Raw genomic sequence first — 24,714 nt, 5'->3', positions numbered from 1 at the left:
AATTTTAAACATATAGCTCAAACCGTATACATGGAACGAAAATCGTTCCATATTCCTGTTATGTACCAGTTTATCACGTCAGGATAACATTACGATCACCCAAAGGAGAAACATTCATGAATACAACGATTGTTGAAGTTAATAATCAGGAATTGCTCGATGCCTGCATCGCCATTCGTACGGCTATTTTCGTCGAAGAACAAGGCGTACCCGCAGCGGATGAATTCGATGCTTATGATACATTAGACGCGGAGGCGCGCCACATTCTGCTCTACGTAGACGGTGTACCTGCTGCCTCCTCCAGACTGCGCATTGTGGAACAAGTTGCCAAATTGGAACGGATCTGTGTCATGCTTGATTACCGCAAACACGGCCTGGGCCGTGTGCTGATCGACAAACTGGAGCAGATGGCTGTTGCTGATGGTCTTGAGAAAGCCAAGCTGCACGCACAGGTACAAGCTTCCGGGTTCTACGAACGTCTCGGATATGCACCCGCGTCGGAAGTATTTATGGAAGATGGCATTCCCCATCTGCTGATGACCAAAAAACTGAAATAATGACATTCCAAAAAAACGCCTCCGTTATCACTTCTCAGTGATATACAGAGGCGTTTTGCATTCAGGCAACGCATTCGCGAATCCAACAACGATAAATGGCACGTACATACAAAGTCCAGGCACTGATTATAACAACCAAGTATCCTAACTTAATTGCCAGATCCGCGTTGTATCTTATCCCAGTGCCAGACGGTCTGGCTCGGATTCGGCAGCGTTGTTCTTCATTTGTTTACTACGCAACTGTCCGCAGGCAGCATCGATATCCGTACCATGTTCCATACGTACAGTGGAGTTGATGTTGTTCTTTTTGAGCGTATCATAGAAGCCCAGAATCGACTCTTCTGTACTCCGTTGATACTGACTGTGCTCATCCACCGGGTTGTATGGGATCAGATTCACACTGACCATACTTCTGCGACTGGACAACAGTTCAGCGAGCTCCGCGGCATGCTCACGTTGATCGTTAACATCACGTAGCAAGATGTACTCAAACATGATGCGTTTGTTGGTTTTAGCCAGATAATAATCCACCGCATCCATCAATTGCTCAATCGGGAAAGCCCGGTTGATCTTCATGATGTGTGTACGCAGTTCATTATTAGGTGCATGCAGAGAGATCGCTAAGTTAACCTGCAGACTGCTGTCTGCAAATTCCTTGATCTTGTCCGGAAGGCCACTCGTGGACACAGTAATCCGTTTGGCAGCAAGTGCCAGTCCTTTGCGATCCTTAATGACTTCGATGAAATCACTCATGTGCTGGAAGTTGTCGAATGGTTCACCAATCCCCATCACAACCACGTTAGTTACCCGCTCGTCTTGACCCGCTGCATCCAGATGTCGCTGCACATGCATAATCTGTTCCACAATCTCTCCAGCAGTCAGGTCACGGCTCTTCTTGATCAGACCGCTCGCACAGAAGCTACAGCCGATATTACAGCCCACTTGTGTGGTCACACAGACGGTAAGTCCATATTTTTGCCGCATCAATACGGTCTCAATCAGGTTGCCGTCCTGCATCCGAAGCAGAAACTTCACGGTACCATCTGCCGATTCCTGCTTCACATGTTCGCTCAGCGAGTTCATTGTGAAATGCTCGGAGAGAACGTCCAGACATTCCTGACGGACATCGGACATCGCGGGGAAATCGTGTACACGCTCTTGATATAACCATTCCCAGATCCGGGATGCACGGGATTTTTTCTGCCCATGCTCCGGTAGCCAGGAACGTAATTGCTCTAATGTTAATCCATATATGGATGATTTGTTCATTGTATAATCCTCTTTTCGCAAAAAAGCATATGGCTTATCGGTCCTACCCAAAAAACCTCTACTCCGTATTGTCCCAAAATTGACGAGGGAAAACAAGGGCTTTTGCATTTCTTCCAAGAGGTTTTATCCATGGTAAATCTGCACAACAGACCATATTTCACCCTATCGGGTCTTCACCATTAGAAGTGAATGATACCGGATGTGTGCAGTAGAACCAGCAGAACCAGGATCGGAGCTACGTAACGCAGCATGAACAGCCACACCCGGAACCATCCGGAACGCAGGCCGGAAGCTTCCGCAGCCGTTTTCCAGAAGTATCCGGCAAAAATCGTTACAAGCAGTCCACCGACAGGCAACAGGATGTTGGATGCTACAAAGTCCATCCAGTCGAACACACTCTTCGATCCAATCGTCCATTCAGGCAGCAAGCCGAGCGACAATACCGAAGGAAGTCCCACGATGAAGACCGCTAGTGATATAACCCATACCGCACGACTTCGGCTCCAGGACAAACGTTCCATGAAATATTTCACCGGAACTTCCAGCAAGGATACTGCTGACGTTAATGCCGCAATAGCCAGCAGGATGAAGAACAGTCCACCAAACAAGAAACCAAGTGGCATTGCCGAGAAGGCCGCCGGAAGTGCCACAAAGATCAGTGACGGTCCTTGGTCCGGTGCAATACCAAACGAGAATGTTGTTGGGAAGATGATCAGACCCGCAATGAATGCATAGATCAGGTCACCTGCACCAACGGCGACGGTTGCCGCACCGAGGGATTGATTTTTATCCACATACGAACCGTAGGTTACAAGAATACCCATCCCCAGTGACAGGGAGAAGAAGGCATGTCCAAGCGCCACCAGTGCGGATTCCGTTGTAAGCTGCGAGAAGTCCGGATTCAGGAAGAAGGAGACACCTGCGCCTGCACCCGGTAATGTAACCGCACGGATCATCAGGATAATAAGCAGTACAAGCATAGCTGGAATCAGAACTTTGTTGAATTTCTCGATTCCGTTGGATACCCCTTTGGCTACAATCCAGCCTGTAATGAGGACCGCGACCAGTTGCCATACAATCGGCATATAACCACCTATGAAGGAATCGAACTGTCCGGCATAATCCGGATTGTTGAACAGTGTTCCACTGAATGACGTAATTGCATATTGGAGGGTCCACCCTGCAATAATGACATAAAAAGAGAGGATGATAAAAGGCGTCAGTACTTGCAGCAAACCGGCTGCGAGCCAACCTTTATGTCCACCTGCTTTGATAAAAGCCGTAGCTGCACTACCTCTGCCACTGCGACCAATCGCAAGTTCAGCCAGGAGCACTGGCAGACCAATCAGCAGCAAACAAACGATGAAGAGCAGGAAAAACGCAGCCCCTCCGTTCTCACCCGTAATGTACGGGAATTTCCACATGTTGCCCAGACCAACCGAACTACCAATGGCCGCCAGGATAAATCCAGCTTGAGAGAAACGTTCTCCTTTGCCAGCGTTGTCTTGATCTAGATTAGGCTTACTAAAATTCATCGTATCTACTCCATCACTTTAAAGTTTTCCCGTAATTATATACTACTCACCTTGTCAGGTCATTCGAAATTCGAAATTTGTCGAAATGTTATTTTTTTACATAAAAAACACACGGAAATCTCCATCTCATAAGTTCCTTAAACACAGTATGTGATAAAGTCCGTTAGTCCAACCGTATGAAATTTCAACAAATCCGTATTCCCAACTGTTCAAAGCCCAATAGAATCAAAAAGAGGTGTCCCCTCAGCCATTTGAATGACTGCGGAGCACCTCTCTTTTTGAATTACACTTTAATTTGAAGTAACTCGTACTTGATAACGCCCATCGGAGCATTGACATGAATGACGCTGCCTACTTCTTTGCCCATTATCTCCTTGCCCAGCGGGCTCTCGTACGAAATTTTATTATCCGCAACATCGGCCTCGGCAGGACCAACCACTTTATATTCAATCTTCTCGGCGAACTCAATGTCATTAAGCAACACCGTGGATCCAATGCTCACTTTGTTGGAGTCTATATTGTCTGAAGAGATGACTCTTGCTTTTGTCAGCATCTTCTCCAGAATCAAAATTCGGGTCTCCATAAAGGCCTGATCATCTTTGGCTGAATGATACTCACTATTTTCCTTCAGGTCACCGTAACTGATCGCGAGTTTCAGACGAGCTGCCAATTCCTTACGCTTCACCGTCTTCAAATCCTTCAGTTCGTCCTCCAGCTTTTCCAAGCCTTCCTGTGTCAAAATCACTTCATCATTAGCCATTTTTCCATCTCCTAATCCTGCTATCTATCTATATTCTAACCTATATCCACTCCAAAGGGTTAGCATACCCCGGAAAAAGAAATAGCTCATCCATATATTGTATTTCAATGAAATCAGAACCATGTCCATCTCTTGAGATGAATTTCAAGACTTTGTTCAATAATTGTACCGTTACAATCTGCACAACTGATGATGTTGTTTTCATCCGTTCGCTTTTACAATGAACACAGGGCAGCAGAAGTTTATAAAAATTTGGGCTGCAGCCCACTATATGACGTGAGGTGATCTGAATGACTGAACTATTGAATACAGCTGAAATACAGGCCTATCTGAAACGGATCGGCATAGATGATATAAAGGAACCTACACTGGAATTCTTATTTGAACTCCAGCGAGCACATGTGCAATATTTATCCTGGCAAACGGTCGATATTTTTGCAGGTCGTCCTGCGGAAATCAGTCTTCAAGATTCAATTCAGCTTATATTACAGGGACGCAGCGGCTACTGCTTTCATCTAAATGGTGCATTTAGTGTTCTTCTCCGCTCGCTGGGTTATACGGTTGATTGGCATCGCGGGGGAGTACAGCCTCATGGGGAACAACCCCGTGTGAACTCATTCCATCTCGGTCTATCTGTGCTTCTGCCAGATGCTGACCCGACAGTTGAACGCTGGATTGTAGATGTAGGTCTCGGCGGAATGCCCTTTGAACCTCTGCCACTTCGTTATGGAACCTATGGTTCAGCTCCGTTTACGTACCAATTGATGCCATCATCTGTTGTGGCTGGGGGATGGCGGCTTGAGTACGAGCCGCATGGGCCAAGTGAAGGTGTGGACTATGCTCCTGAAGCAATTACCAGCCTGGAAGAGTTCATTCCCAAACATGAATTCTACAGTCGGGCAGTCGAATCACCTTGGCATAACGTATTTTTGCTTCGTCAGCGGGATGAGAATCGCAGTAATGAACTACGTGGATGTATGCTCCAAACAAATGATATCGAAGGAATCCGGAAAACGGAGATCCGGAATTATACCGAGTGGCGTGACGTATTAACTGAAATATTCCATGAACCCTTGGTGAATTACAGCGAACTGGAATGCCAAGATATGTGGGGGCGAGTGCAGTCTGCACACACGGAATGGAAACGAGTACAGGAAGTATGAGAGGAAGATGCAGACCTGAGGCCTTAACATGAAAAGCGAGACAACCGGCTTGCTTGTTAGGGGCATCCGTATAGTGATGATTTGGGAGGAAGAGTTGAGGGTCCATTCCATATAAAGGAAAGTTACTGATCCACGCCGAATATGTCCTCAGGTGATTAATGATGATAACTATTCGTGTACTCCAAGTTCCAGAAGTATTGCCCGAGGCGAACTGGAACCAATTGCTATCGCAAGTTTCTGCGGAGCGACGTGCTCAGGCTTCGCGTTTTCTGCGTCAGGCTGACACGTATCGCTCCGTGCTGGGAGAGATATTGACTCGTGTGACTTTGAGCAAGTTAACCGGACTGAGACCTGCGGAGCTTTCCTTTACCCGTAATTCCTACGGTAAACCTTCGCTCAGTCACCATTCGGATGTACAATTCAACGTCTCCCATTCTGGTGATTGGATTGCGCTGATCTCTGGCAGTACAGATGAACTGGGCGTGGATGTGGAAAAAATAGCTCCAATTGACATGCAGATTGCAGAGCGTTTCTTCTCTCCTAAGGAAAGCCAGTTCTTGGCCGCCGAGCCTGATGATCGTCGGCTGGAAACCTTCTACCGTCTATGGACGCTGAAGGAAAGTTATATCAAGGCAGTGGGTATGGGGTTGTCCATGCCACTGGACTCCTTCGCCATCCTTCCCAATGAGCGGGAAGATTGGCATTGCAAACAGGCCGGGACATATCTCTTTCTCAGTCAGCGACTGGATGATGGACATATGCTGGCAGCCTGTTCGGCTGGGGCACAGCTGCCGAGCAAGCCCGAGATCATCACCTTGGAGGATCTGTATACAGAGTTAGTATAGAGGGTGCTGGGCCTAAACGAATTGGAATCAGTTGAGTTTTGTAACAGACCTCCATCAAGAAAACCCTGGCTAATGTTAATCAAAAAAAGCTAACGACGTGAGTATCACGCGTTAGCTTTTTAGCTTTAAATTTACAATCCGTTTACGTCTCTGACGTATCGAATAGGACTAGTCTCGGCTCCGCAATTTGCCAAGCAGACGGATAATCTCAATGTACAACCATACCAGCGTCACCATCAATCCAAATGCACCGTACCACTCCATGTACTTGGGCGCACCACGTTCAGCACCACCCTCGATGAAGTCGAAATCCAGGACCAGATTGAGTGCAGCCACAATGACGATAACGACCGAAATACCGATGCCGATCAAGCTGTTATCATGCAGATAAGGAATCGAAATTCCGAAGAAACCAAGTACAAAGCTCAACAGATACATGATCATGATACCGCCAGTTGCAGCCACGACTCCTAACTTGAAATTCTCCGTAGCTTTGATCAATCTGGTTTTGTATGCCACCAGCAGAGCGATGAATACAGCCATGGTCAACAGGGCCGCCTGCAAGGTAATTCCGTTATACAGGGACTCATAGGTTGCGGAGAGTGCTCCAAGGAACAGGCCTTCTGCCACGGCATAGATAGGTACTAGATACGGTGCCGCTACGGGTTTGAACGAAATGACAAGTGCCAGAATGAAACCAACGATTAATCCGCCATAAGCGAGCGGCATCACTTGTTGTCCGTTAAAGAACATCATCCATGTTGCAAACGCACTGCCCAGCAGGATCACAAGCGTAATAAATGCTTTGTTCACCGTGCCGTTGATCGTCATGTAATTCTGATACCGATCTTCTCCATATCCTTTGTTTTCAAACGTGCTGTCTTTAAGTGTAGGGTTACCGCTACGACCGATCAACACAATCACCTCTTCATATGTATTTGATATATCTGTGATACTAAGTTTGGGCGTACTACGTTTCAAAATCTACAAGCTACTCCCTCAAAAAGATCGGGATAGCACCAGAAGGAATCGGATGCAATCCTTCGATCACATCCTTACCCACTGGCGCAACACTTAGGACATATGTCCCAGACATTGCATGTTCATGTGCTTTTTAAGCGTCTTATTTGTACAAGACTTTATCTACATTATATTTCGCACGCATCGTGTTGATGATATACGTCTCGTAAATTTCACGATCTACCGGATCTTCAACCAGGCATACTTCAATCTTCGTTACTTCTTCGCGGTGATTCTTAATTGGTGATACTGTGTCTTCAAAATGCTTTTTGATACGTGGTCTTAATTTTCGTGCTTTCCCGACAAATAACAACTCTCCAGCGGCATTGTAAAACATGAAAATCCCGCCTAGTTCCCGGGTAATCAGGTGAAAATCAGTAAATCCATAAATGTGGCTAAGCTGTGGATCAGCCTGCTTTGTGATGGTTACATCCGGTGTTGGCACGGTAATATTAATCAATAGGCTCACTTCCTCATTATCTATAGGTTTTCATCCTATCACATATTATAAAGGGACACCATTTCAATCTATATGAAGTACAATTCACGCAATTTTCGCTATTACGACAAATATTTCAAAAAAAAGGTTAACTTCCCTGATTCAAAGTGGTACTATAGGGGTATGAGGAAGAAATTGGGCACTGAGACATACGTCTTTATATCTACCTCCGTCTATTGTACCCTATGATTGAATATCTTTTTCATGCTGAATTCTGTTACGTGATCACGACAAGAGTACAGTTAGCAAGAACCCTAGCTTATAGATTGTGGATTCATCATCTAATCGACCCTTGCAGCAAGCAAACCTAGAAAGACCTAGATTCATGATTCACTGTAGATTTTAAGTATCACCTAGAAAGCCTGCAATTATAGTCGTACTGAAGTTAATAGACACACGTAGAAGGTCAGATAGCTATCGATCCTAGAGAGACTAGTCATGCAATACAACTGTAGAAATTATAGCAGCAGTACTATAGAAAATGGATCAAGTTTCACCACCAGGCCCCGGCATACTGCCAGGGCTTTTTTGCGTTTGTGCGAACAACCAACCACACACTCAGGGAAACAGAGGTATCGTGGTTCTTTCTGCGGGGTTTATAATATGGCAAGATACCAGTAGAGGGAGTGATGGGATGTATTCCGATCTGCAACTGACGGAGGACCGCCCTGTATATATACAAGTCAAAGATTATATGAAGCGATTGATGCTCAAAGGCGGCCTGCAAGCCAAACAAAAGCTGCCCTCGACCCGTGAACTCAGTACACTCATGAAGGTTAGTCGCAGCACGGTCCTGCTCGCTTATGCCGAGCTTGAAGATGAGGGACTGATCTATGCAGTCAAAGGCAAGGGCAATTACGTCAGTGCCTCCATCGAAACACCTGAGGCAGCAGCGAACTGGGAACTGGACTGGACGACAGAGGTAAGCGAGTATGCAATTCAGGCAGAGCAGTACGATCTGATGAAGCATGGCTCCGGAGCAGAGCGCGGTGAGATATCGTTTACCAGCATAGCGCCGGATGAGAAGCTGTTTGATCTGCACAACGTGAAGCGGGCTTTTCTGGATCGCATGTCACTTGAAGGCGAAGTACTACTGAATTACGGATATGCACAAGGATACAGACCGCTGATGAATTATTTACTACGTTATATGGAGAACAAAGGTGTCGACCTCCGTGGCAAGGACATCCTGATCACCAACGGATTCACGGAAGGTTTCGATCTGGTGCTTGGAGCGTTGCGCAAAAAAAGCGGAAAAGCGCTATGCGAGAATCCAACGCATCACACGGCGATTAAAAATCTAAAATTGCACCAGTTTCAACTGACCGGTGTGAACATGGAGCCGGATGGCCTGGACTTGAAGCAACTGGAACATGAACTTGAGGCAAGTCCATATGATCTGGCGTATCTCGTGCCATCCTATCACAATCCAACCGGGATTGTGACGTCCCCTGCGAAACGGGTAGAGATCATCCGGTTGATGAACAAGTATCAGGTACCGATTATTGAAGACGGTTTTAACGAAGAATTGCGATATTCCGGTTCGCATGTCTCTCCCCTGATCGCCAGCATGGGCAAAGGCAATGGACTGGTGTATCTGGGCAGCTTCTCCAAAGTCCTGTTCCCAGGTCTGCGGGTGGGTTGGATTATTGCGGATGCGGCGCTGATTGATTATCTGGAGAGTATGAAACGGGCACGCAGCATCCATACCTCCACGCTGGACCAATCGTTATTGTATCAATATCTGAGCAACGGTAATTTCGAGAAATATTTGAAGCGAGCTCGCACCGAATATAAGCGAAAATATGAATTGGTTGTGCGTTGCCTGAAACAGTATCTGCCAATGTGCCGAATTTCCGGTGCGGGTGGTCTGCATCTGTTCGTGCAGTTCCCGTCCGAATACAGAACCCGTGAACTGCTGGAAGCCTGTAAAGTGAAAGGTGTAACGTTCACACCAGGGGATACCTTTTATCTGGAACCCGGTCAGGGTGTAAACACGATGCGTCTGGGTTTCTCCAGAGTCAGCGATGAGAATATACGTAAAGGCATTCGCATCATTGGCGAGACAGCAGCTCAAATGAGATAAGGAGGATTTCACATGAAAGTTGGCGTGATTATGGGCGGTACATCTTCAGAGCGGGATATTTCCCTGCTCACCGGACAGGAGATGATGGCAAACCTGAATAAAGACAAATACGAGGTTGTACCCATCGAGCTGAATACCAAGCGCGATCTAATCGACAAGTCAGCGGGGATCGATGTGGCACTGCTTGCCCTGCATGGCAAATATGGCGAAGACGGTACGGTCCAAGGCACATTAGAATCTCTGGGTATTCCCTACACAGGCTGTGGTGTGCTGGCAAGTAGTGTATGTATGGATAAAGACATGTCCAAACAGCTCATGCAGCATGCAGGTGTACTTACTGGAGAATGGCTGCGAGTGAGCCATATGGAGGAACTGTCCTCTATTGCTGTTCAACAATTAACGTACCCCGTGGTGGTCAAACCCAATTCAGGCGGTTCCAGCATCGGTACCCAAGTGGTGAAGGAAGCTTCCGCCCTGCCAACTGCTGTAGAGGCTGCCCTCGCCTGGGATGATACGGTCATGATTGAACAGTATATCGAAGGTGAGGAGATTACCTGTGCCATTCTGGATGGTAAGATGCTGCCGGTGATCTCCATTCGTTCGAGCGCCGAGTTTTTCGATTATGCCTCCAAATATGATGACCACGGGGCCGATGAGCAGGTTGTGCAATTACCTATGGACCTTCACCATCGCGTCGAAGCTGCGGCCTTGGCCTGTTATCAGGTGCTCAAATGTAGCGTCTACGCTCGCGTGGATATGATGATTCGGAAGGGCATGCCGTATGTGCTTGAAGTGAACACGCTGCCGGGTCTTACCCGTAACAGTCTGTTGCCCAAAAGTGCAGCTGCTGCAGGCATTTCTTTTGCAGAGCTGCTGGATACCATTATTGAACTTTCGTTGAAGGAAAGACCCAAGGAGGATACAACATTATGAGCCTGGATGTGACGATTAGACATAGCTCCACTACCGATCTGCAAGATATGGTCATTCTGATGGACCAACTTGGTTATCCCACCACGTACGCCGAGATGGAAGAGCGCTATACCCATATCTCTGCGGACGCAAACTTTACTACACTCGTTGCTGAAGCACGAGGCCGCGTAGTTGGACTGATCGGATTACAGACTTCTTATATGTATGAAAAAAACGGAAGACACTGCCGCATCTTGGCATTGGTTGTACACGACCAGTTCAGGGGCTCAGGCATCGGCCGTCAGCTCATTCTTGAAGCCGAACAATGGGCAGCCACGCATAACGTGGATTCCTTGTCTCTGAACAGTGGCAATCGCCCAGAACGTGAAGCTGCACATGAATTCTATCGTCAGATGGGCTTTACAGCCGGGAGTACCGGGTTTAGCAAAAAGCCGCAGATTCTACAGCACACTTAAACTGCGGGATACGGGATACGCCCCCATGAATATCAACCAAAAAAAGAACGCCCCAATCCGCACATTGGCGAAAAAGGGCGTTCTTCAGTATATATCTATGTCGCATTGATGTGCTGTTGATGATTATGGGATCAATATTTGGCTGACTGCGCACCATCAATCGGAATAATGGCTCCATTGATAAATGGTGCTTCACCGGACAGCAGGAAGGCAACGAGACGCCCTACTTCCTTCGGTTCACCCAAGCGCTTCGCCGGGTTGTCCTTCACGAACTCTTTGGATGCTGACTCCCAGTCATTCGGATTGATCTGTTTGAACGAGCCGATAACCATATCTGTCAGAATGGCTCCGGGTGCAATTGCATTAACGCTGATCCCATGCTCGGCGTATTCAATCGCTGCATCTTTGGTCATGCCGGCTACGGCATGTTTGCTCGCTCCGTAGGCAACCAGGTTTGGCACGGCACGAATCCCTCCAACAGAGGACGCGTTCACGATGTAGCCTTCGCCCTGTTTTTTCATTACAGGTAGAACGTGCTTCAACCCGAAAAATACACCCTTCAGATTGATATCGATAACTTTATTGAACATCTCCGTCTCGTAGTTCTCGATCAGGTTTTGCTTGCCTTCAATGCCTGCATTGTTGAAAAATGCATCGATACGCCCAAATTCATTGACCGTATCACTAACATACTTCTTCACAGCTTCTTCGTCCGATACGTCACCTTCGATTAACAGAAACTCGGCATGCTGTACCTCTTCCGAGATCACACGCTTGGTCTCTTCCAGCGCCTTCATGTTCACATCCACTAGGGCAAGCTTCGCCCCTTCACGTGCAACTTCCACAGCAACTGATCGTCCAAGACCGGAGCCACCGCCTGTAATCAGTACCACTTTACCCGCAAATCGTTCAGTCATAATCCATAGACCTCCCTTTGCTGTTTTGACATCCTCCATACGTAAATACCCATTTCTTCATTTGCTCTAATCTAACGGGGAACAGTTACAGCCATCATCTCAACCGGATTAGTATGCTTCCGTACTGGCCCTGCCATTCGTCCTCAGGACTTCATAGCCTCATAGGCTGCAAGTAATTCCCTTACTTCTACTCCGTTGATCTTCATCCCGTTCACTTGACACTGTTCCAACTGTACTCCAGATAAATCGCAATCGATAAAACGACTTCCCCCAAGATCACAATGCGCCCACTGCATGGGTACACGGTCAGATCCAAGATGTGTGTCCTGGAATTGAACGCCATCCAAAGCACAAAATTCAATCTTGCTATCAGTTAGGCGTAAATCAGCTAGCATTATATTGGTCATATTTAAATTGGTAAATTTGCTTCCACTCAGGTTGCAGTCGGTAATCCGACTATTGGTCAGATTACTGGTGCTGTAACGGACTGAGTCCAGATTAGCTTGAACATATTCAACCACCGACTCACCCGAGTCCTTGGCTAATGTCTCATCACATGTTGGATCAAAAGAATCAACGGACATGTTCTTCTCATATACAAACTCATCCTCAGATGCATAGATACAAACATATCCCATTTTTTCGTAAAAATGATGATTATCCAGTTGCCGACCTGAGGTCTCCAGCTTCCAGGTTTCAATCTGCGGAAATTCAGCCTCAATAAGCCTCATGACTTGAGTTCCAACGCCACGGCCCTGGCATACCGGGTCAATATAGATCTTATCGATCCTGGCATATTTTCGTCCAAGCACGTTAACACTCACTCCGCCAATAGCGCATCCATCTGATTCTACAACATAATAATCCCATTCACGGATCACGTAACGATGCATGCGAACTGACGAATAATCAGGCGGGCATAGATTGCTATCGATATCCTTCTCATTATCCGCCCAGACTTTTATGACATGATCAAAAGCACGAGTGCAAATCTCTGTAAGTACAACAGCATCTTCCTGCTGTGCTCGTCGTAAGCGAATTTCAGAATTTATCTGCTTCGGTTGCACTGGTTCGGTCTTTACTTTGAGCAGTTCAAAATAATCGTAGCACTCCTTGTCCATAAGCATTCTGCGAGAGATATAACGAAAACCCGCATGCTCCAGAACTTTGCGTGACGGCTGATTGAAGGGCTTCACAATGCCCACAATTTGATCCAGCAAGGTATGCTCAAATAAATATGCTGTTAGGGCATGCACCGCCTCTGAAATATATCCTTTATTCCGGTAATCCCGGGAGATGGAATAGGCCACTTCACGGTCATCACGATCCAGCAGTTCATTTGGAAATACGCCACACCAACCAATGATACGCTGATCTTTATTGTGTACAACGGCAAGCAGGATGCGTACATCTTCCGGGTTAAACTGTTCGTAACTGCCAACGACAAATTGTAAGAATTCGCGCAACTGCTCCTCGGTCATCTTCCAATCTGGCAGGACATCTGTGATTTCAGGTTGTTGGGTTAATGCATACAGGGCAGCCTGATCTTCAAGCGTAAATGGACGCAACGTAACGGAGTTTGAATGGATGAATAATTGACTTTTCATATACAACACCTCTGGGGATTTATTTAGGATGAAACGACAAAGAGGAGCACCTCCAATAGAGGCACTCCCCGATCCGTTTCATCATTTCAGAAACGCCGAAGCTCCTCGTAATGGGTCAAAAGGACACACGTATCCCGTTCATGGTCTAACGGAATTTTTGCGGTGTTCTTTTCACGATCATTACGAGAAATCTGGCATACTCTGAAATCCCCTCTCATACTAAGGATTACTTATAACGTCTCACTTAAGGACGGTCAATGTAAATCCAGCCTGTTTCTTGTTCCTTATCTACAGTAGCTCCAAGGGATTCAGCCATAAAGCGCAGCGGCACATACGTCTTGCCGTCTTTGCCTACATAAGCGGATTCCACCATAGTCACTTCTTTACCAGCAACGGTTGCCTTCTTGGAACCTACGGTCAGGACAATCTCATCACCAGTGATGTCGTCAATGACAACGATTTGGTTTGAGCCTTTGGTCCATTTCACTTCAGCATCCAGTTCTTCAGACACGTAGCGAAGCGGAACAAATGTTGTATTCTTAACGGTGATCGCCCCAGCGTATTCATCATCCGGGAAGAGCACTACACTTTTACTCGTGATTCCAGCTTCCTCTTTCAGCAATTGGTAAGCCAGTGAATTGGAATCAAAATTGCGCAGCATCTGTCCAGGCGTAATATCATCCTTCATCAGATCCATAACGCCGCCCGATACATCCACTTCATCAACTGCAACTGTGCCACCGATATTCCACTGTTCACTGTCTCCACTTACCGTCACAGAGTTCACCGGCAGATCCTCAGAAGCAGGCAGCGCTACTTTCAGTTCAAAGTTTTGCTTGCGAATATCCAGCTTGCTGTCGAGATAGAAGTCCAATTTCAGTTTGGTTTCTGTGCCAAAGACCGTTTTGAATTCAGGGGTCTCATTCAACAGGTTGTTCAGCTCCTGATCATAATTGACCAGCATACTGTCCAGTCCTACTTTGATGATGGCATATAGTGACGCAACGGCTTCATCTTTCGATTCAGGAACGATCGAATTCAGCGTGTCGTCTCCCCCACCTTCTACCTCATTCACTGCTTCCAGTACAGGGTAGAACACATCGTACAGATCGCCAATCAGATCTTTCAGTCCTTGCTCATCCTTCGAAATACTCGTCAGGAATGGTTTAACCATGGCAAGCATCTCTTCACCACTAACTTCCAGATGCAGCTTGGAGAGGCTAAGTGCTTCGCCATTCACGGATTCCTGTACCGGTGTTACGGAGATGTTCTTCGGATTGGACAGATGCTTCAGGACAAAAGAGAACAGTTTCGGGGAAATTTCCTCGAGTTGTTTCTCCAGAGCCTTCGTATCTACCATTGGAAGCGCCTGTGCATCCTGGAACGTATCCAGAGACATGTACAGCGGTTTCTGGGCTCCGTCCAGATCAATGACCAATTGGGACTCATTCATGGACACGTGGAAAGGTAACTTCGTTCCCTCCATGCTCAATGTACCTTTGATCGATGCTGTCTTCGCATCTTTCATTTTGGCTTGATCAATATCCAGGGATATGGAGTTAATAAGTTCGATCATTTCAAGGTCTTTTTCTGTAGCAAATTCCTTAGCCGGTTCTATGTTTATATTCATGGATTGTCTGGATTCACCGGACTTGATACTCGCGCCATTGGCCATTGCTTTGCCAACGTCTACTCCACCCACAGCCTGACATCCTGTAAGAACAACCATTAAAAGTACTAGTGGCACTGCCATCCATTGGACTAACTTCCGATTCGTAATATGAACTCCTCCTTAGAAAAATATGGTTCATTTCCATTATGAAGGTATAGGTAATTCTTGTAAACGGATACGCAAAAAAATAAACCAAAAGGCCGGAACATGTCCGACCTCTGGTCTATCTATATTTCAGCATATCGTATGTTTCGATAAAACATCCTGCTTCATTGTGCAATGCTGGGAGTTATTCTTTCTCCTGATCTTCTGCAAGTTTCTCATCCGTTTCTTCATCTTCCGCAGTTGCGGGAGTCTCGAATTGATCCGGCTCGTCCTCTTGAATCGCTTTGTTCTCTTCGTTCTGATCCTGTGTCATATCGCATTCCCTCTCTTCTACCGGATTGTCATGTCATCAAGGCCTGAGCCTTGTGTCTATCAATAACCCGAATAGGCGTAGTTCAAACCTGCCTCAGTGTCGGCCATAGAATCCCCATCATAATTTTAGTGCTCATTTAGAAAACATAAAAGATGATCCCGTTCCCACTTGCAGCCGTGGCCTGAAACAAGGCCTGGACATCATCCGCAGTCTGAACGATCTCCTGAAATGTCTCTTCCGCGTCCCAATCTTCCATGACAGGATAGACGCCTTCAGCGATCATATGGTCAAGGCTATACCGCTCCTTTAATTCTTCCGGTGTGAGCTGTTCCAGTGCCATGTAGGCTTCCAGCACCTGCTCGTTACTAAGCAAAAACAGATCCATATCCGAATAGTTTCCCACGTATTGCTCACCTGCGAGAGGCACAACATATCCCAGGGGCGGCTCCCCTTCTACCAAGTTACCGTTCAGCGTGAACTGCAGCATTTGCCATGTTTTATCGATATCCAGATCCACTGCACAATCATGCACACTAACCTCACCTGACTTGATGGATTCAACCAGCTCCTCAGTTACCACAAGATATCTGCCGGACATTCCCATACCGCTACCCCTCCTGTGTAATTCCTTCTATTGTTCCCCATTAACCGTGCTTGTTGGTTCAGAATCGGGGTAATCCCTATCAAGGAGGGTGTATACATGAAAAAATTTGATTACAGTCTCAATTATGATGAGTTGGATCTGCGCAAACATCCTGAGCTGTACACCGTAGGCCGGGGCGAGCAGGGTGTTCTGATGGTAGAGCCGTACAAAGGCGAGATTCTGCCACACTGGCGGTTCAAAACACCCGAGATTGCGACAGAGTCATCGGAGAAGATCTATGAGCTATTTTTGGACTATAAGAAAAAGGGAGATTTCGTGGGTATGGATATGGCACGCAAATTTCTCCAGATGGGTTATACACGGGCCAGACGGTATACAAATCACAAAGGAGGACGCAAATACTCGAAGAAGGATGGCTCGATTCTGCCCTATCAGAATGATAAGGTGAAGGCAGAAGCCGCGGCTATATTCAAAGCACAATGGGAGATTGCGAAGACGGATCCAGACTATGTGAAGATGAAGAAGGAGCATCGGGAAAAGTACGAGTCTGATGAGGCGTAGGATCAACGGTGAAAAGATTGACTTATGGAAACATTTGTCTCAGAATCGATCTTGTTACTGTACATTTTCAACCATTATATTGGAGAAGAGAGGCGCATCCGATTATGACAGATTCGTTCATCCACTTAAACACAGGCCAGAATATCAGTATCAACGAATCCACCCAACTTCAGGTAACCATTCAATGTACATCATCTCCTTCTCCCTTGGATGTTAGCTGCTTTATGGTGAACGAAGAGGGAAAGGTCCCATCTGACGACTATTTTGTATTTTATAATCAGACGGCCGATCCCCATCAAAGTGTGCATTTGCAACAGGCAGAGGAACTGAAATCGTCTTTTGTACTGGATACCAATCAATTACGGCAGGCCCCTGTGGAAAAATGTGTGTTTACGGCTACTCTGGATGCGGGAGGGACTTTCGCCGATGTTCAGGCATGTCAGGCGATTGTACAAGCTGGTTCCCAGCAGATCACCTATGAGATCAAGCAGGTCACTGCGGAAACAGCTCTTATTTTTATTGAAATCTATAAGTATCGTGACGGGTTCAAAGTTCGTGCGATTGGACGAGGTTTCTTTGGTGGATTGCAGCCGCTGGCAGAGTCATTCGGTGTTGAGATTGAGAGTAACGACACCTCGGAAGCCGAACAAGTTCTTCTCACGGCACAAGCTGAAGTAGCAGCGGCCTCTCCAGAAGTCTTGGCACCTGTTGCCGCACCAAATACGAATCAGCCGCCGCTTAACCTGACCAAGATCGATCTCCTCAAGCGTAAAGTAACCCTGTCTCTGCAAAAGAAAAAGATCGAACCTATACAGGCACGTGTTGCTGTCGTATTTGATGCGTCAGGCTCCATGTACCATCTGTATCGCAAAGGCATCGTGCAAGAAGCCTTCGAGCGTATCCTGGCAATTGCATCAGCGTTTGATGATAACGGGGAGTTGGACGTCTGGTTCTTCGCCAAAGACTTCTTGCGTGCACCTAGCGTCACCGCCAGGGATTTCGAGAATTATATTGAACGCACATATACGCTGGGAAGCAAAGGCGGTACCAATAACGAACCCCCTGTGATGCAGGATGTCATTCGCAAATACACGATCGAGGAACCCGATGTGAAGATTCCAACGTATATTATCTTTTTTAGCGATGGTGGAGTCAGTCAAAAAGGGAAAATCATCCGGCTTATTACCGAAAGTTCAACCAAAAACCTGTTCTGGCAATTTGTTGGCCTGGGACAAGCCAATTACGGTATCCTTGTGAAACTCGATGACATGACTGGACGTTTCATCGATAATGCTGACTTTTTTGCTCTCGACGATATCTCCAAGATCAGCGATGAAGAATTGTACGATCGTCTCCTCACTGAATTTCCAGGTTGGATAAAGGAAGCTCGGGCCAAAGGCATTTTGGCCTAAAGCTTATACCCTATACCCCTAATCAGGCTTGTACTTTTTCTGCTTTACCATCCTTGGAACGTGGACGGAGCATACTTCCTACGATTCGCAACATCAACTTGCGTGGCACGAGGCGGGTGAACTGCGCTGTCCAGTAATTACCGGCCCCCGGCACAGCATAAGGTTTGCCTGACTCGAGTGCACTCATGGCTACCGCCACGACATGCTCAGGGGTATCACGTTTACCCACCGAGGCTTCATCAGCACCCACTACATCAAAGAACGAAGTCTCGGTTGAACCTGGGCATAGTGCCAAAAACTGAACGCCACGCTTCCTGTTTTCTTCGTATAATGCCTCTGTAAAAGAAAGTACAAATGCCTTCGTTGCTCCATACACAGCCATATACGGATCAGGTTGAAAGGCAGCCGTCGAAGAGACATTAATGACAGCACCATTTTTCTTCTGTAACATGCCTGGCAAGAAAAGATGCGTCATGTTTGTCAAGGCGAGCACGTTCAACATAATTTCCTCCTGCTGCCGGGAACCATCCACCTGTTCAAATAATCCATGGGTAGCAAATCCCGCATTGTTAATCAGCATATCGATGTGTATTCCCCGATTCTGACATTCCTCATATACGTTCTGAGGTGCCTCTACTTCGGAAAGATCCGATACGATTACCTCAGCCCTTACTTGATATGTACGTTCTATACGTTCTGCCAATTGATTCAGTTTGGATTCTGTTCTGGCCACCAGCACAATATTTTTACCCTTGGAAGCCATTTCGAGGGCAAAAATTTCCCCAATACCTGAAGAAGCACCTGTAATAAGTACCCATTGATGCTGTTCCTTTATCATCTCTCATCCATCCTCTGTGTATAATTTAAACACTCGTTTTCATTAGGAAACACTGTTTCTGTATGGAATCATCGTAACCAAAACCCATGACGCTGTCAAATACATTTGTTAAATTTGAATCTAGAACGTGGTTCTTACTTACTAAATTCGGATTAAATTGACGTCATCCGGCGTAAAACAGTAGAATGACCTTAAGAAAAGGAAACGTAGTTTCTGTTCAACAACAATACGGTTACGAGGATGAAATCAATGAAGGATCTTAATTCGGGTTCCACGGAATCTGCACATACGGTAACAACCTTTCAGGAAGCCAGACTGCAGCACTCGGATAATCTGCGGCAAAATATTGTGCATGCTGCTGCTGCTTTACTGCAAGAGCATGGACCAGAAGCCGTCACGGTACGCCGTGTAGCTGAACGCATGGAGTGCTCCACCAAAATCATATATAATCTCTTCGGCAAAAAAGAAGGGTTAGCCAAACATCTGTATCTAGAGGGATGCTCCCTCATGGCCCAGCGTTTTGAAGCTATGCCCCAGCAGGCATCGTTCGAACAATATTTCCGTGATCTGGCCCACGTCTACTGGGACTTCGGCATTTCTCAATCCAGCTTCTATCAGCTGATGTTTGGAGGATCTTTTTCCGAATTCAAACCAGATGGAGAGACCTTACAGGGAACAGCAACTGCACTGAAACAAGTGTCTGCCTTGGTTGAGGTAGCGATTGAACAGGGAATGCTTCAGGTGCAAGATCCCCTGCTTGCGGTTCGGATGATCTGGGCTCCCTTACACGGTGTTATTCATCTGTATTTGGGAGGCCATATTGAGAGCGAAGAAGCTGCCAAAACCCTCTATGATCATACGTTGTCGATGGTTATACACTCCCTTGTGAGTACATCTGCGAATGGATAAGCATTACATCTGTGCTGTTTTAGATACTTTCAGAAGATAAACGAAAAAGGAGCAGCCCCATTGGCGTAATACGCCTAGGGCATGCTCCTTTATTTGGTTGACTTTATCTAGTTCCGTAACGGTTTCAGTCGATTAACGTGCCTCTTCGTTCTCAGCTTCCCAACGTGCAATTTCTTTACGCACGATTGGAGCGACTTCTTTACCAAGCAGTTCGATCGCTCTCATGACCTCGTTGTGCGGCATTGTGCCGAGGGGGGTGTGTAACATGAAGCGTGTAATCCCAACTTCTTTGCGCAGGTAAATAATTTTCTGAGCTACGGTATCCACATCACCTACATACAATGCACCTTCCAGGCTACGCGCCGCATCAAATGTCGCACGGCTGTAGTGTCCCCATCCACGTTCACGACCCAGTATGTTCATGACTGCTTGCGCTGGCGGGAAGAACTTCTCCACGGCTTCGTCTGTTGTATCGGCAATGAAGCCGTGAGAGTGAGAAGCAACAGTCAGCTTGGAAGCATCATGTCCCGCATGTGCAGCTGCTTTTTTGTACAGCTCCACCAGTGGTGCGAATTGCACCGGACGACCACCGATAATGGCAAGCACCAGTGGCAAACCGAGCAGTCCTGCACGAACTACCGATTCCTGATTACCACCACTGCCAATCCATACCGGAAGCTTTTCCTGTACAGGGCGCGGGTAGACGCCCAGATTGTTAAAGGAAGGGCGATGTTTGCCTTCCCAGGTTACTTTTTCAGAATCACGCAGCTTGAGCAGCAAATCCAGTTTCTCGTCGAATAACTCATCGTAGTCGTTCAGATCATAGCCAAACAGTGGGAACGATTCGATAAATGATCCCCGCCCTGCCATAATCTCTGCACGTCCGTTCGAAATGCCGTCCAGTGTCGCGAAATCTTGATATACCCGTACCGGATCATGCGATGACAGCACCGTTACCGCACTCGTCAGGCGTATGTTCTTTGTCTGTGAAGCTGCCGCCGCCAGAATGACAGCTGGTGATGAAGCCGCATAGTCAGCACGATGATGTTCTCCCACGCCGTATACATCCAAACCAACCTGATCTGCCAAAACAATCTCTTCAACAACATCCCGAATACGCTGCGCATGACTGATAAGTTCTCCTGTTTTTACATCCGGGTTTGTCTCCACAAATGTACTAATTCCGATTTCCATTGTCTGTTCCTCCCTGGTATGAAGCGATCCGTTGTTCATCTAACCTATTGTAAGTAGATCACCTTTTGTTATGTATCTTAATATTGAACTATTTTGATGAAAAACACAAGTACCCCCTGTTTCCAGAGGGCACATTTATGTTTATTTTCTATAGATTACAGCTTATCTGTACTTAGTTCCATCAGGTTGGCATTAATTACAACACCGGTCTGTTTCATAAAATTAAATCCCAGAATTCCGTCAATCTCCAAACCATAATCCATATTTCCTATTTCAACTTGAAATTCATTAATCGTTGTTCCATCTGAAAGTTACATCAGAGACCTCTCATGCCAACATATCGTTCTCTTGCCACAACTTCTGGACGTGAAGTGTGAAAAAAGCAGTATTCCCGTCTGGGATCTTCCTGATGCAATTCACCATAACGTTTTAGTGCCTTTGTAGAATCATCAAATGAATCAATCACTGCCATCTCTTCAATATAACGCTGGCCTTCTCTAGAATGCGCCTTGGTTGCCTCAAAAACGACCCACTCGTTAGGGAATCGCTCCTGAACTTCCTTCCATTGCATAGTGACACCTCCAGACCATTAGATAGAGATATTATATCATGTGGAAACAGTATTCCACGGGCTGAAATTCTAAAATACATAGATTTTTAGAGCATTGCCTGTAAGTCTATTATTATTTCTTCCTCCCGATGTACAGCAAATGAGACGAGATTCCCAATATGGAAGGGTCTTTGGCAGCTTCAATCATATATTGCATGAGTTCATCATACTCGCCACGCTCTTTCCAGTATTGCTGCTGCTCGTCCGTGAGCATCGCTCTAAGACTGGATGAACCAATCAAATCAACGGTTTCAAATCCATGTTGCTCCATGAAGGGTGTAACGTCCTGAATATTAAAATAGTATGCTCCCGTAAATCGTCCTTGATCCTGATGATTGAATATACCCTTTTCCACAAAAGAATGGATTGCTGCCATGTTATCATTCGGTTTCCAGTGCTGCGGGGATTGCAGCGAATTGATACTCATGCGCATTCGGCTTTGCATGGCTACAAACACCACGCCCCCTCGCTTGGTCACACGGTACAGCTCCCGTACAGCAGCCGTGCGCTCTTCGTCTGTCTGCAGATGGTATAACGGCCCCAGCATGAGGGACGCATCGTACGTCTCGTCAGCCATACCGGAGAGCGAAGTCGCATCGAGAACATGGAATCCATCGAATTGCTGTGTCAAACCAAACTCCTGAGCCTTTTGCCGCGCAGTATCCACGGAGGAAGGTGTCAGATCCGATAAAGTGACCTTGTACCCCAGCTTCGCAAGCTCCATGGCATACTTTCCTGGCCCTGCGCCATTATCCAGAATACAACCAGTAGCGGGGAGATGTTCCCTGATGTAATGCATGTTAATGATGAATTCAATTGGTTCCCGCTCCAGTCTACCCCACTCATCAAACCCAGAATAATATTCAATAATGTGATCTCTCTTCATCGCTCTGACACCTGCCTTTTCTTATATGTAGACTACTCATCCATGTTCAAAAAAATTAAATTCCAACCAGTATATATCCACTAAATATTTCCTGTCAAACAAAAAACGTTCAATTCCCATTGAATGCGGAACTGAACGTTTCTCGATCTTATATCTTTTTCACAAACTCAGACTTCAACTTCATTGCACCCAAGCTGTCGATCTTGCAATCAATATCATGATCCCCATCAATCAGGCGGATATTCTTCACCTTCGTGCCCTGTTTAACTACAAGCGAGCTACCTTTTACCTTCAGATCTTTAATGACGGTAACGGTATCGCCATCACTCAGCACATTTCCGTTGGCATCGCGGATTACTTTTGCATCCTCTGCGTTATCATTGTCTGCTTCCAAAGACCATTCATGCGCACACTCCGGGCAAACCAACAGGTTACCATCCTCGTACGTGTACTCTGAATTACATTTGGGGCAGTTAGGCAAATTAGACATATGTATTAAACTCTCCATTCTACGATTGGCATTCCCGCAAGTATACGGGATTTCGACGGTATATTCCATACGCTTGGTCACTGCATGGATGGATTTAAACCAAATTTAAGGTTCATGCATCCCTCACTTTAAGGGTAACTACTTATGATGTAACTAATAGATACGCACTACACATACATGAATTTTAATGTCTCTATGAATGTTATTATATTTAATACCAAAGGAGTTCCTACTCATGTCCTCATATGTTTTCCCTGTGCAAACAGCTTTTTTGATCTTTGTTGTTGCGGCCATGTTCTTGCTGGTGCCGTGGTTGATCTATGGTTATCGTAAAGACGGTTTCTTCAGCTGGTCACGGTTTGGTATCAGCTTTTCGTTTATCTTTTATATTCTGGCCGCCTATTGCCTCGTCATTCTCCCGTTTCCGACTACGCGAGATACCTGTGCGCAGCAAGCCGCTGACACGATCTACTACAATCTGGTTCCATTCACTTTTGTCAAAGACATCATGAAGGAAACACCCATTGTATGGACCCAGCCTTCCAGCTATCTCAGCATGATTCAGGGCAGAGCCTTTCTGCAAGTTCTATTTAACGTCCTGCTTCTTATGCCGCTGGGTGTATATATTCGTTATTTTTTTCAAAAGAGATCATTCTGGAAGTACGCCCTGCTTGGCGGATTCGGGCTTTCCTTATTCTTCGAGATCACTCAAATCACCGGCTTCTACGGGTATTATAATTGTCCTTACCGCCTCTTCGATGTAGATGATCTGTTATTGAATACTTCGGGAGCAGTCATTGGATTTTTCACAGCGCCCATCCTGCTTGCTTTATTCCCATCACGTGCAAGCATTCAGGCGAAGAGTGAACAGATCGTGGAGCAAAACCGAGTGTATACTATGCCTCAATTGCTCGCGTTAATTATTGATGGAATCATTGTTGTCTTCCTTTCGAATCTAATATCGATCTTCACAGCGTCTGATGTGATCAGTGATGCCCTAAGTACATCCATTGCTATGGTCATTGTACTGTTCTTCATACCTTGGGTGCGAAATGGGGTAACTCCAGGCTCGGCCATCTTGCGATTCCGCTATGTGAATCGTCAGACCGGCACACCCACCAGTGAATCGTTATTCAAAAGATTTGCCGCACTCTATGTTCCATGGCTGCTCGTTACGATCATTCGCTTGGTCAACGATTATGCTTTTTCAGGTCATCAGGATGTTATGCTTCAGCCTTATCAAATGTGGATCTCCTTGGGGACATTCGGCATCTATATGTTAGTCTACGCCGTGCTCTTTGTTCATGTCTTGATCGTGCTCTTCTCCCGTGGAAAACGTTCCTTCTACTTCGATGAGGTGTCCCGCACACGTGCCTCTCGTAAATAATGTTTGGAGTATAACGGCACAATGTACCTCTTCAGTGCTTACGTTCTGCTTATTATTCAGCCGGATTACAAAAAGAGGACGTTCATT

General features: G+C 46.3%; 25 protein-coding genes. 10 read left to right on the top strand and 15 right to left on the bottom strand.

Annotated elements, in window-relative coordinates; all coding sequences use genetic code 11:
- Positions 1 to 116: 116 nt before the first annotated feature.
- A complete protein-coding gene (locus MHB71_RS26245) occupies positions 117 to 557 on the top strand; it encodes a GNAT family N-acetyltransferase (protein ID WP_339284788.1) in 441 nt (146 codons plus the stop codon).
- A gap of 174 nt (positions 558 to 731) precedes the next feature.
- Here MHB71_RS26245 and rlmN read toward each other — a convergent pair whose 3' ends face one another.
- The 3 genes from rlmN to greA form a co-directional block, all read right to left on the bottom strand.
- The gene (rlmN, locus tag MHB71_RS26240; protein WP_340028080.1) at positions 732 to 1,826 is read right to left on the bottom strand and encodes a 23S rRNA (adenine(2503)-C(2))-methyltransferase RlmN; all 1,095 of its coding nucleotides are present in this window, start codon (positions 1,824 to 1,826) and stop codon (positions 732 to 734) included.
- Positions 1,827 to 2,005: 179 nt separating this feature from the next.
- A complete protein-coding gene (locus tag MHB71_RS26235; RefSeq protein WP_076329216.1) occupies positions 2,006 to 3,361 on the bottom strand; it encodes a sodium-dependent transporter in 1,356 nt (451 codons plus the stop codon).
- 283 nt (positions 3,362 to 3,644) lie between these two features.
- On the bottom strand, positions 3,645 to 4,121 hold the full coding sequence (gene greA, locus MHB71_RS26230; RefSeq protein WP_036612258.1) for a transcription elongation factor GreA: 477 nt from the start codon (positions 4,119 to 4,121) through the stop codon (positions 3,645 to 3,647).
- Positions 4,122 to 4,411: 290 nt separating this feature from the next.
- Between greA and MHB71_RS26225 the strand changes: the two genes are divergently transcribed.
- Both MHB71_RS26225 and MHB71_RS26220 read left to right on the top strand, forming a co-directional pair.
- On the top strand, positions 4,412 to 5,284 hold the full coding sequence (locus tag MHB71_RS26225) for an arylamine N-acetyltransferase (RefSeq protein ID WP_340028079.1): 873 nt from the start codon (positions 4,412 to 4,414) through the stop codon (positions 5,282 to 5,284).
- Positions 5,285 to 5,442: 158 nt separating this feature from the next.
- On the top strand, positions 5,443 to 6,129 hold the full coding sequence (locus MHB71_RS26220; RefSeq protein ID WP_340028078.1) for a 4'-phosphopantetheinyl transferase superfamily protein: 687 nt from the start codon (positions 5,443 to 5,445) through the stop codon (positions 6,127 to 6,129).
- 168 nt (positions 6,130 to 6,297) lie between these two features.
- Here MHB71_RS26220 and MHB71_RS26215 read toward each other — a convergent pair whose 3' ends face one another.
- Both MHB71_RS26215 and MHB71_RS26210 read right to left on the bottom strand, forming a co-directional pair.
- Positions 6,298 to 7,044 carry a Bax inhibitor-1/YccA family protein gene (locus tag MHB71_RS26215; RefSeq protein ID WP_340030225.1) on the bottom strand — a complete coding sequence of 249 codons (747 nt, stop codon included), beginning with the start codon at positions 7,042 to 7,044 and terminating at the stop codon, positions 6,298 to 6,300.
- Between the two features lie 208 nt (positions 7,045 to 7,252).
- Positions 7,253 to 7,609: a nucleotide excision repair endonuclease gene (locus tag MHB71_RS26210; RefSeq protein ID WP_036612270.1), complete on the bottom strand. Its 357-nt coding sequence runs from the start codon at positions 7,607 to 7,609 to the stop codon at positions 7,253 to 7,255.
- Positions 7,610 to 8,282: 673 nt separating this feature from the next.
- Between MHB71_RS26210 and MHB71_RS26205 the strand changes: the two genes are divergently transcribed.
- From MHB71_RS26205 to MHB71_RS26195, 3 genes are read left to right on the top strand one after another with little or no spacing between them, the layout of a single operon-like run.
- Positions 8,283 to 9,734: a PLP-dependent aminotransferase family protein gene (locus tag MHB71_RS26205; protein WP_340028077.1), complete on the top strand. Its 1,452-nt coding sequence runs from the start codon at positions 8,283 to 8,285 to the stop codon at positions 9,732 to 9,734.
- Between the two features lie 12 nt (positions 9,735 to 9,746).
- The gene (locus MHB71_RS26200; RefSeq protein ID WP_340028076.1) at positions 9,747 to 10,667 is read left to right on the top strand and encodes a D-alanine--D-alanine ligase; all 921 of its coding nucleotides are present in this window, start codon (positions 9,747 to 9,749) and stop codon (positions 10,665 to 10,667) included.
- Positions 10,664 to 11,122, top strand: a complete 459-nt coding sequence (locus MHB71_RS26195; protein ID WP_235193849.1) for a GNAT family N-acetyltransferase — start codon at positions 10,664 to 10,666, stop codon at positions 11,120 to 11,122. Before MHB71_RS26200 ends, MHB71_RS26195 begins: the two co-directional genes overlap by 4 nt.
- 131 nt (positions 11,123 to 11,253) lie before the next feature.
- On the opposite strand, the gene MHB71_RS26190 is transcribed toward MHB71_RS26195, so the two are convergent.
- The 5 genes from MHB71_RS26190 to MHB71_RS26170 all read right to left on the bottom strand — a co-directional run bounded on the left by MHB71_RS26190 (position 11,254) and on the right by MHB71_RS26170 (position 16,340).
- Entirely contained in the window at positions 11,254 to 12,039 is a 786-nt protein-coding gene (locus MHB71_RS26190; RefSeq protein WP_100526734.1) for a glucose 1-dehydrogenase, read from the bottom strand.
- A 143-nt stretch (positions 12,040 to 12,182) separates the two neighbouring features.
- Complete coding sequence (locus MHB71_RS26185; RefSeq protein WP_340028075.1) at positions 12,183 to 13,646, bottom strand: GNAT family N-acetyltransferase; 1,464 nt, start codon at positions 13,644 to 13,646, stop codon at positions 12,183 to 12,185.
- A 244-nt stretch (positions 13,647 to 13,890) separates the two neighbouring features.
- The gene (locus MHB71_RS26180) at positions 13,891 to 15,399 is read right to left on the bottom strand and encodes a copper amine oxidase N-terminal domain-containing protein (RefSeq protein ID WP_340018759.1); all 1,509 of its coding nucleotides are present in this window, start codon (positions 15,397 to 15,399) and stop codon (positions 13,891 to 13,893) included.
- Between the two features lie 208 nt (positions 15,400 to 15,607).
- Positions 15,608 to 15,736: a hypothetical protein gene (locus tag MHB71_RS26175; protein WP_268745229.1), complete on the bottom strand. Its 129-nt coding sequence runs from the start codon at positions 15,734 to 15,736 to the stop codon at positions 15,608 to 15,610.
- A gap of 136 nt (positions 15,737 to 15,872) precedes the next feature.
- Complete coding sequence (locus tag MHB71_RS26170) at positions 15,873 to 16,340, bottom strand: DUF1877 family protein (protein ID WP_340018760.1); 468 nt, start codon at positions 16,338 to 16,340, stop codon at positions 15,873 to 15,875.
- A gap of 96 nt (positions 16,341 to 16,436) precedes the next feature.
- Between MHB71_RS26170 and MHB71_RS26165 the strand changes: the two genes are divergently transcribed.
- Together MHB71_RS26165 and MHB71_RS26160 are read left to right on the top strand one after the other, a co-directional pair.
- The gene (locus MHB71_RS26165; RefSeq protein ID WP_340018761.1) at positions 16,437 to 16,901 is read left to right on the top strand and encodes a DUF4385 domain-containing protein; all 465 of its coding nucleotides are present in this window, start codon (positions 16,437 to 16,439) and stop codon (positions 16,899 to 16,901) included.
- A gap of 104 nt (positions 16,902 to 17,005) precedes the next feature.
- Positions 17,006 to 18,313 carry a VWA domain-containing protein gene (locus MHB71_RS26160; RefSeq protein ID WP_340028074.1) on the top strand — a complete coding sequence of 436 codons (1,308 nt, stop codon included), beginning with the start codon at positions 17,006 to 17,008 and terminating at the stop codon, positions 18,311 to 18,313.
- Positions 18,314 to 18,335: 22 nt separating this feature from the next.
- On the opposite strand, the gene MHB71_RS26155 is transcribed toward MHB71_RS26160, so the two are convergent.
- Positions 18,336 to 19,151: an SDR family oxidoreductase gene (locus MHB71_RS26155; protein ID WP_340028073.1), complete on the bottom strand. Its 816-nt coding sequence runs from the start codon at positions 19,149 to 19,151 to the stop codon at positions 18,336 to 18,338.
- A gap of 249 nt (positions 19,152 to 19,400) precedes the next feature.
- Between MHB71_RS26155 and MHB71_RS26150 the strand changes: the two genes are divergently transcribed.
- Positions 19,401 to 20,060: a TetR/AcrR family transcriptional regulator gene (locus MHB71_RS26150; RefSeq protein WP_076320383.1), complete on the top strand. Its 660-nt coding sequence runs from the start codon at positions 19,401 to 19,403 to the stop codon at positions 20,058 to 20,060.
- Between the two features lie 132 nt (positions 20,061 to 20,192).
- On the opposite strand, the gene MHB71_RS26145 is transcribed toward MHB71_RS26150, so the two are convergent.
- The 4 genes from MHB71_RS26145 to MHB71_RS26130 all read right to left on the bottom strand — a co-directional run bounded on the left by MHB71_RS26145 (position 20,193) and on the right by MHB71_RS26130 (position 23,240).
- Positions 20,193 to 21,254, bottom strand: coding sequence for an LLM class flavin-dependent oxidoreductase (locus MHB71_RS26145; protein WP_076251982.1), 1,062 nt, complete (start codon positions 21,252 to 21,254; stop codon positions 20,193 to 20,195).
- Positions 21,255 to 21,570: 316 nt separating this feature from the next.
- Positions 21,571 to 21,825 carry a hypothetical protein gene (locus MHB71_RS26140; RefSeq protein WP_340028072.1) on the bottom strand — a complete coding sequence of 85 codons (255 nt, stop codon included), beginning with the start codon at positions 21,823 to 21,825 and terminating at the stop codon, positions 21,571 to 21,573.
- A gap of 112 nt (positions 21,826 to 21,937) precedes the next feature.
- Positions 21,938 to 22,750 carry a class I SAM-dependent methyltransferase gene (locus tag MHB71_RS26135; RefSeq protein ID WP_340028071.1) on the bottom strand — a complete coding sequence of 271 codons (813 nt, stop codon included), beginning with the start codon at positions 22,748 to 22,750 and terminating at the stop codon, positions 21,938 to 21,940.
- Between the two features lie 148 nt (positions 22,751 to 22,898).
- On the bottom strand, positions 22,899 to 23,240 hold the full coding sequence (locus tag MHB71_RS26130) for a zinc ribbon domain-containing protein YjdM (RefSeq protein WP_017691576.1): 342 nt from the start codon (positions 23,238 to 23,240) through the stop codon (positions 22,899 to 22,901).
- 235 nt (positions 23,241 to 23,475) lie between these two features.
- On the opposite strand from MHB71_RS26130, the gene MHB71_RS26125 reads away from it, so the two are divergent.
- On the top strand, positions 23,476 to 24,627 hold the full coding sequence (locus MHB71_RS26125) for a VanZ family protein (RefSeq protein ID WP_338589374.1): 1,152 nt from the start codon (positions 23,476 to 23,478) through the stop codon (positions 24,625 to 24,627).
- Positions 24,628 to 24,714 lie beyond the last annotated feature (87 nt).

Origin of the sequence: Paenibacillus sp. FSL H7-0940 (genome assembly GCF_037979415.1) — a bacterium.
Classification (GTDB): Bacteria; Bacillota; Bacilli; order Paenibacillales; family Paenibacillaceae; genus Paenibacillus; species Paenibacillus amylolyticus.
The sequence above is the reverse complement of the archived record's forward strand: the minus strand, read 5'-3'. Positions and strand labels throughout refer to the sequence as shown.

What these genes read in the sequence shown, in the direction of transcription:
- MHB71_RS26245 (WP_339284788.1), top strand. Translation starts at nt 117, where the DNA reads ATGAATACAACGATTGTTGAAGTTAATAATCAGGAATTGCTCGATGCC.
- MHB71_RS26235 (WP_076329216.1), bottom strand. Translation starts at nt 3,361, where the DNA reads ATGAATTTTAGTAAGCCTAATCTAGATCAAGACAACGCTGGCAAAGGA.
- MHB71_RS26190 (WP_100526734.1), bottom strand. Translation starts at nt 12,039, where the DNA reads ATGACTGAACGATTTGCGGGTAAAGTGGTACTGATTACAGGCGGTGGC.
- MHB71_RS26125 (WP_338589374.1), top strand. Translation starts at nt 23,476, where the DNA reads ATGTCCTCATATGTTTTCCCTGTGCAAACAGCTTTTTTGATCTTTGTT.
- MHB71_RS26135 (WP_340028071.1), bottom strand. Translation starts at nt 22,750, where the DNA reads ATGAAGAGAGATCACATTATTGAATATTATTCTGGGTTTGATGAGTGG.
- MHB71_RS26140 (WP_340028072.1), bottom strand. Translation starts at nt 21,825, where the DNA reads ATGCAATGGAAGGAAGTTCAGGAGCGATTCCCTAACGAGTGGGTCGTT.
- rlmN (WP_340028080.1), bottom strand. Translation starts at nt 1,826, where the DNA reads ATGAACAAATCATCCATATATGGATTAACATTAGAGCAATTACGTTCC.
- greA (WP_036612258.1), bottom strand. Translation starts at nt 4,121, where the DNA reads ATGGCTAATGATGAAGTGATTTTGACACAGGAAGGCTTGGAAAAGCTG.
- MHB71_RS26155 (WP_340028073.1), bottom strand. Translation starts at nt 19,151, where the DNA reads ATGATAAAGGAACAGCATCAATGGGTACTTATTACAGGTGCTTCTTCA.
- MHB71_RS26195 (WP_235193849.1), top strand. Translation starts at nt 10,664, where the DNA reads ATGAGCCTGGATGTGACGATTAGACATAGCTCCACTACCGATCTGCAA.
- MHB71_RS26160 (WP_340028074.1), top strand. Translation starts at nt 17,006, where the DNA reads ATGACAGATTCGTTCATCCACTTAAACACAGGCCAGAATATCAGTATC.
- MHB71_RS26170 (WP_340018760.1), bottom strand. Translation starts at nt 16,340, where the DNA reads ATGGGAATGTCCGGCAGATATCTTGTGGTAACTGAGGAGCTGGTTGAA.
- MHB71_RS26185 (WP_340028075.1), bottom strand. Translation starts at nt 13,646, where the DNA reads ATGAAAAGTCAATTATTCATCCATTCAAACTCCGTTACGTTGCGTCCA.
- MHB71_RS26200 (WP_340028076.1), top strand. Translation starts at nt 9,747, where the DNA reads ATGAAAGTTGGCGTGATTATGGGCGGTACATCTTCAGAGCGGGATATT.
- MHB71_RS26225 (WP_340028079.1), top strand. Translation starts at nt 4,412, where the DNA reads ATGACTGAACTATTGAATACAGCTGAAATACAGGCCTATCTGAAACGG.
- MHB71_RS26205 (WP_340028077.1), top strand. Translation starts at nt 8,283, where the DNA reads ATGTATTCCGATCTGCAACTGACGGAGGACCGCCCTGTATATATACAA.
- MHB71_RS26130 (WP_017691576.1), bottom strand. Translation starts at nt 23,240, where the DNA reads ATGTCTAATTTGCCTAACTGCCCCAAATGTAATTCAGAGTACACGTAC.
- MHB71_RS26175 (WP_268745229.1), bottom strand. Translation starts at nt 15,736, where the DNA reads ATGACACAGGATCAGAACGAAGAGAACAAAGCGATTCAAGAGGACGAG.
- MHB71_RS26180 (WP_340018759.1), bottom strand. Translation starts at nt 15,399, where the DNA reads ATGGCAGTGCCACTAGTACTTTTAATGGTTGTTCTTACAGGATGTCAG.
- MHB71_RS26145 (WP_076251982.1), bottom strand. Translation starts at nt 21,254, where the DNA reads ATGGAAATCGGAATTAGTACATTTGTGGAGACAAACCCGGATGTAAAA.
- MHB71_RS26165 (WP_340018761.1), top strand. Translation starts at nt 16,437, where the DNA reads ATGAAAAAATTTGATTACAGTCTCAATTATGATGAGTTGGATCTGCGC.
- MHB71_RS26150 (WP_076320383.1), top strand. Translation starts at nt 19,401, where the DNA reads ATGAAGGATCTTAATTCGGGTTCCACGGAATCTGCACATACGGTAACA.
- MHB71_RS26220 (WP_340028078.1), top strand. Translation starts at nt 5,443, where the DNA reads ATGATGATAACTATTCGTGTACTCCAAGTTCCAGAAGTATTGCCCGAG.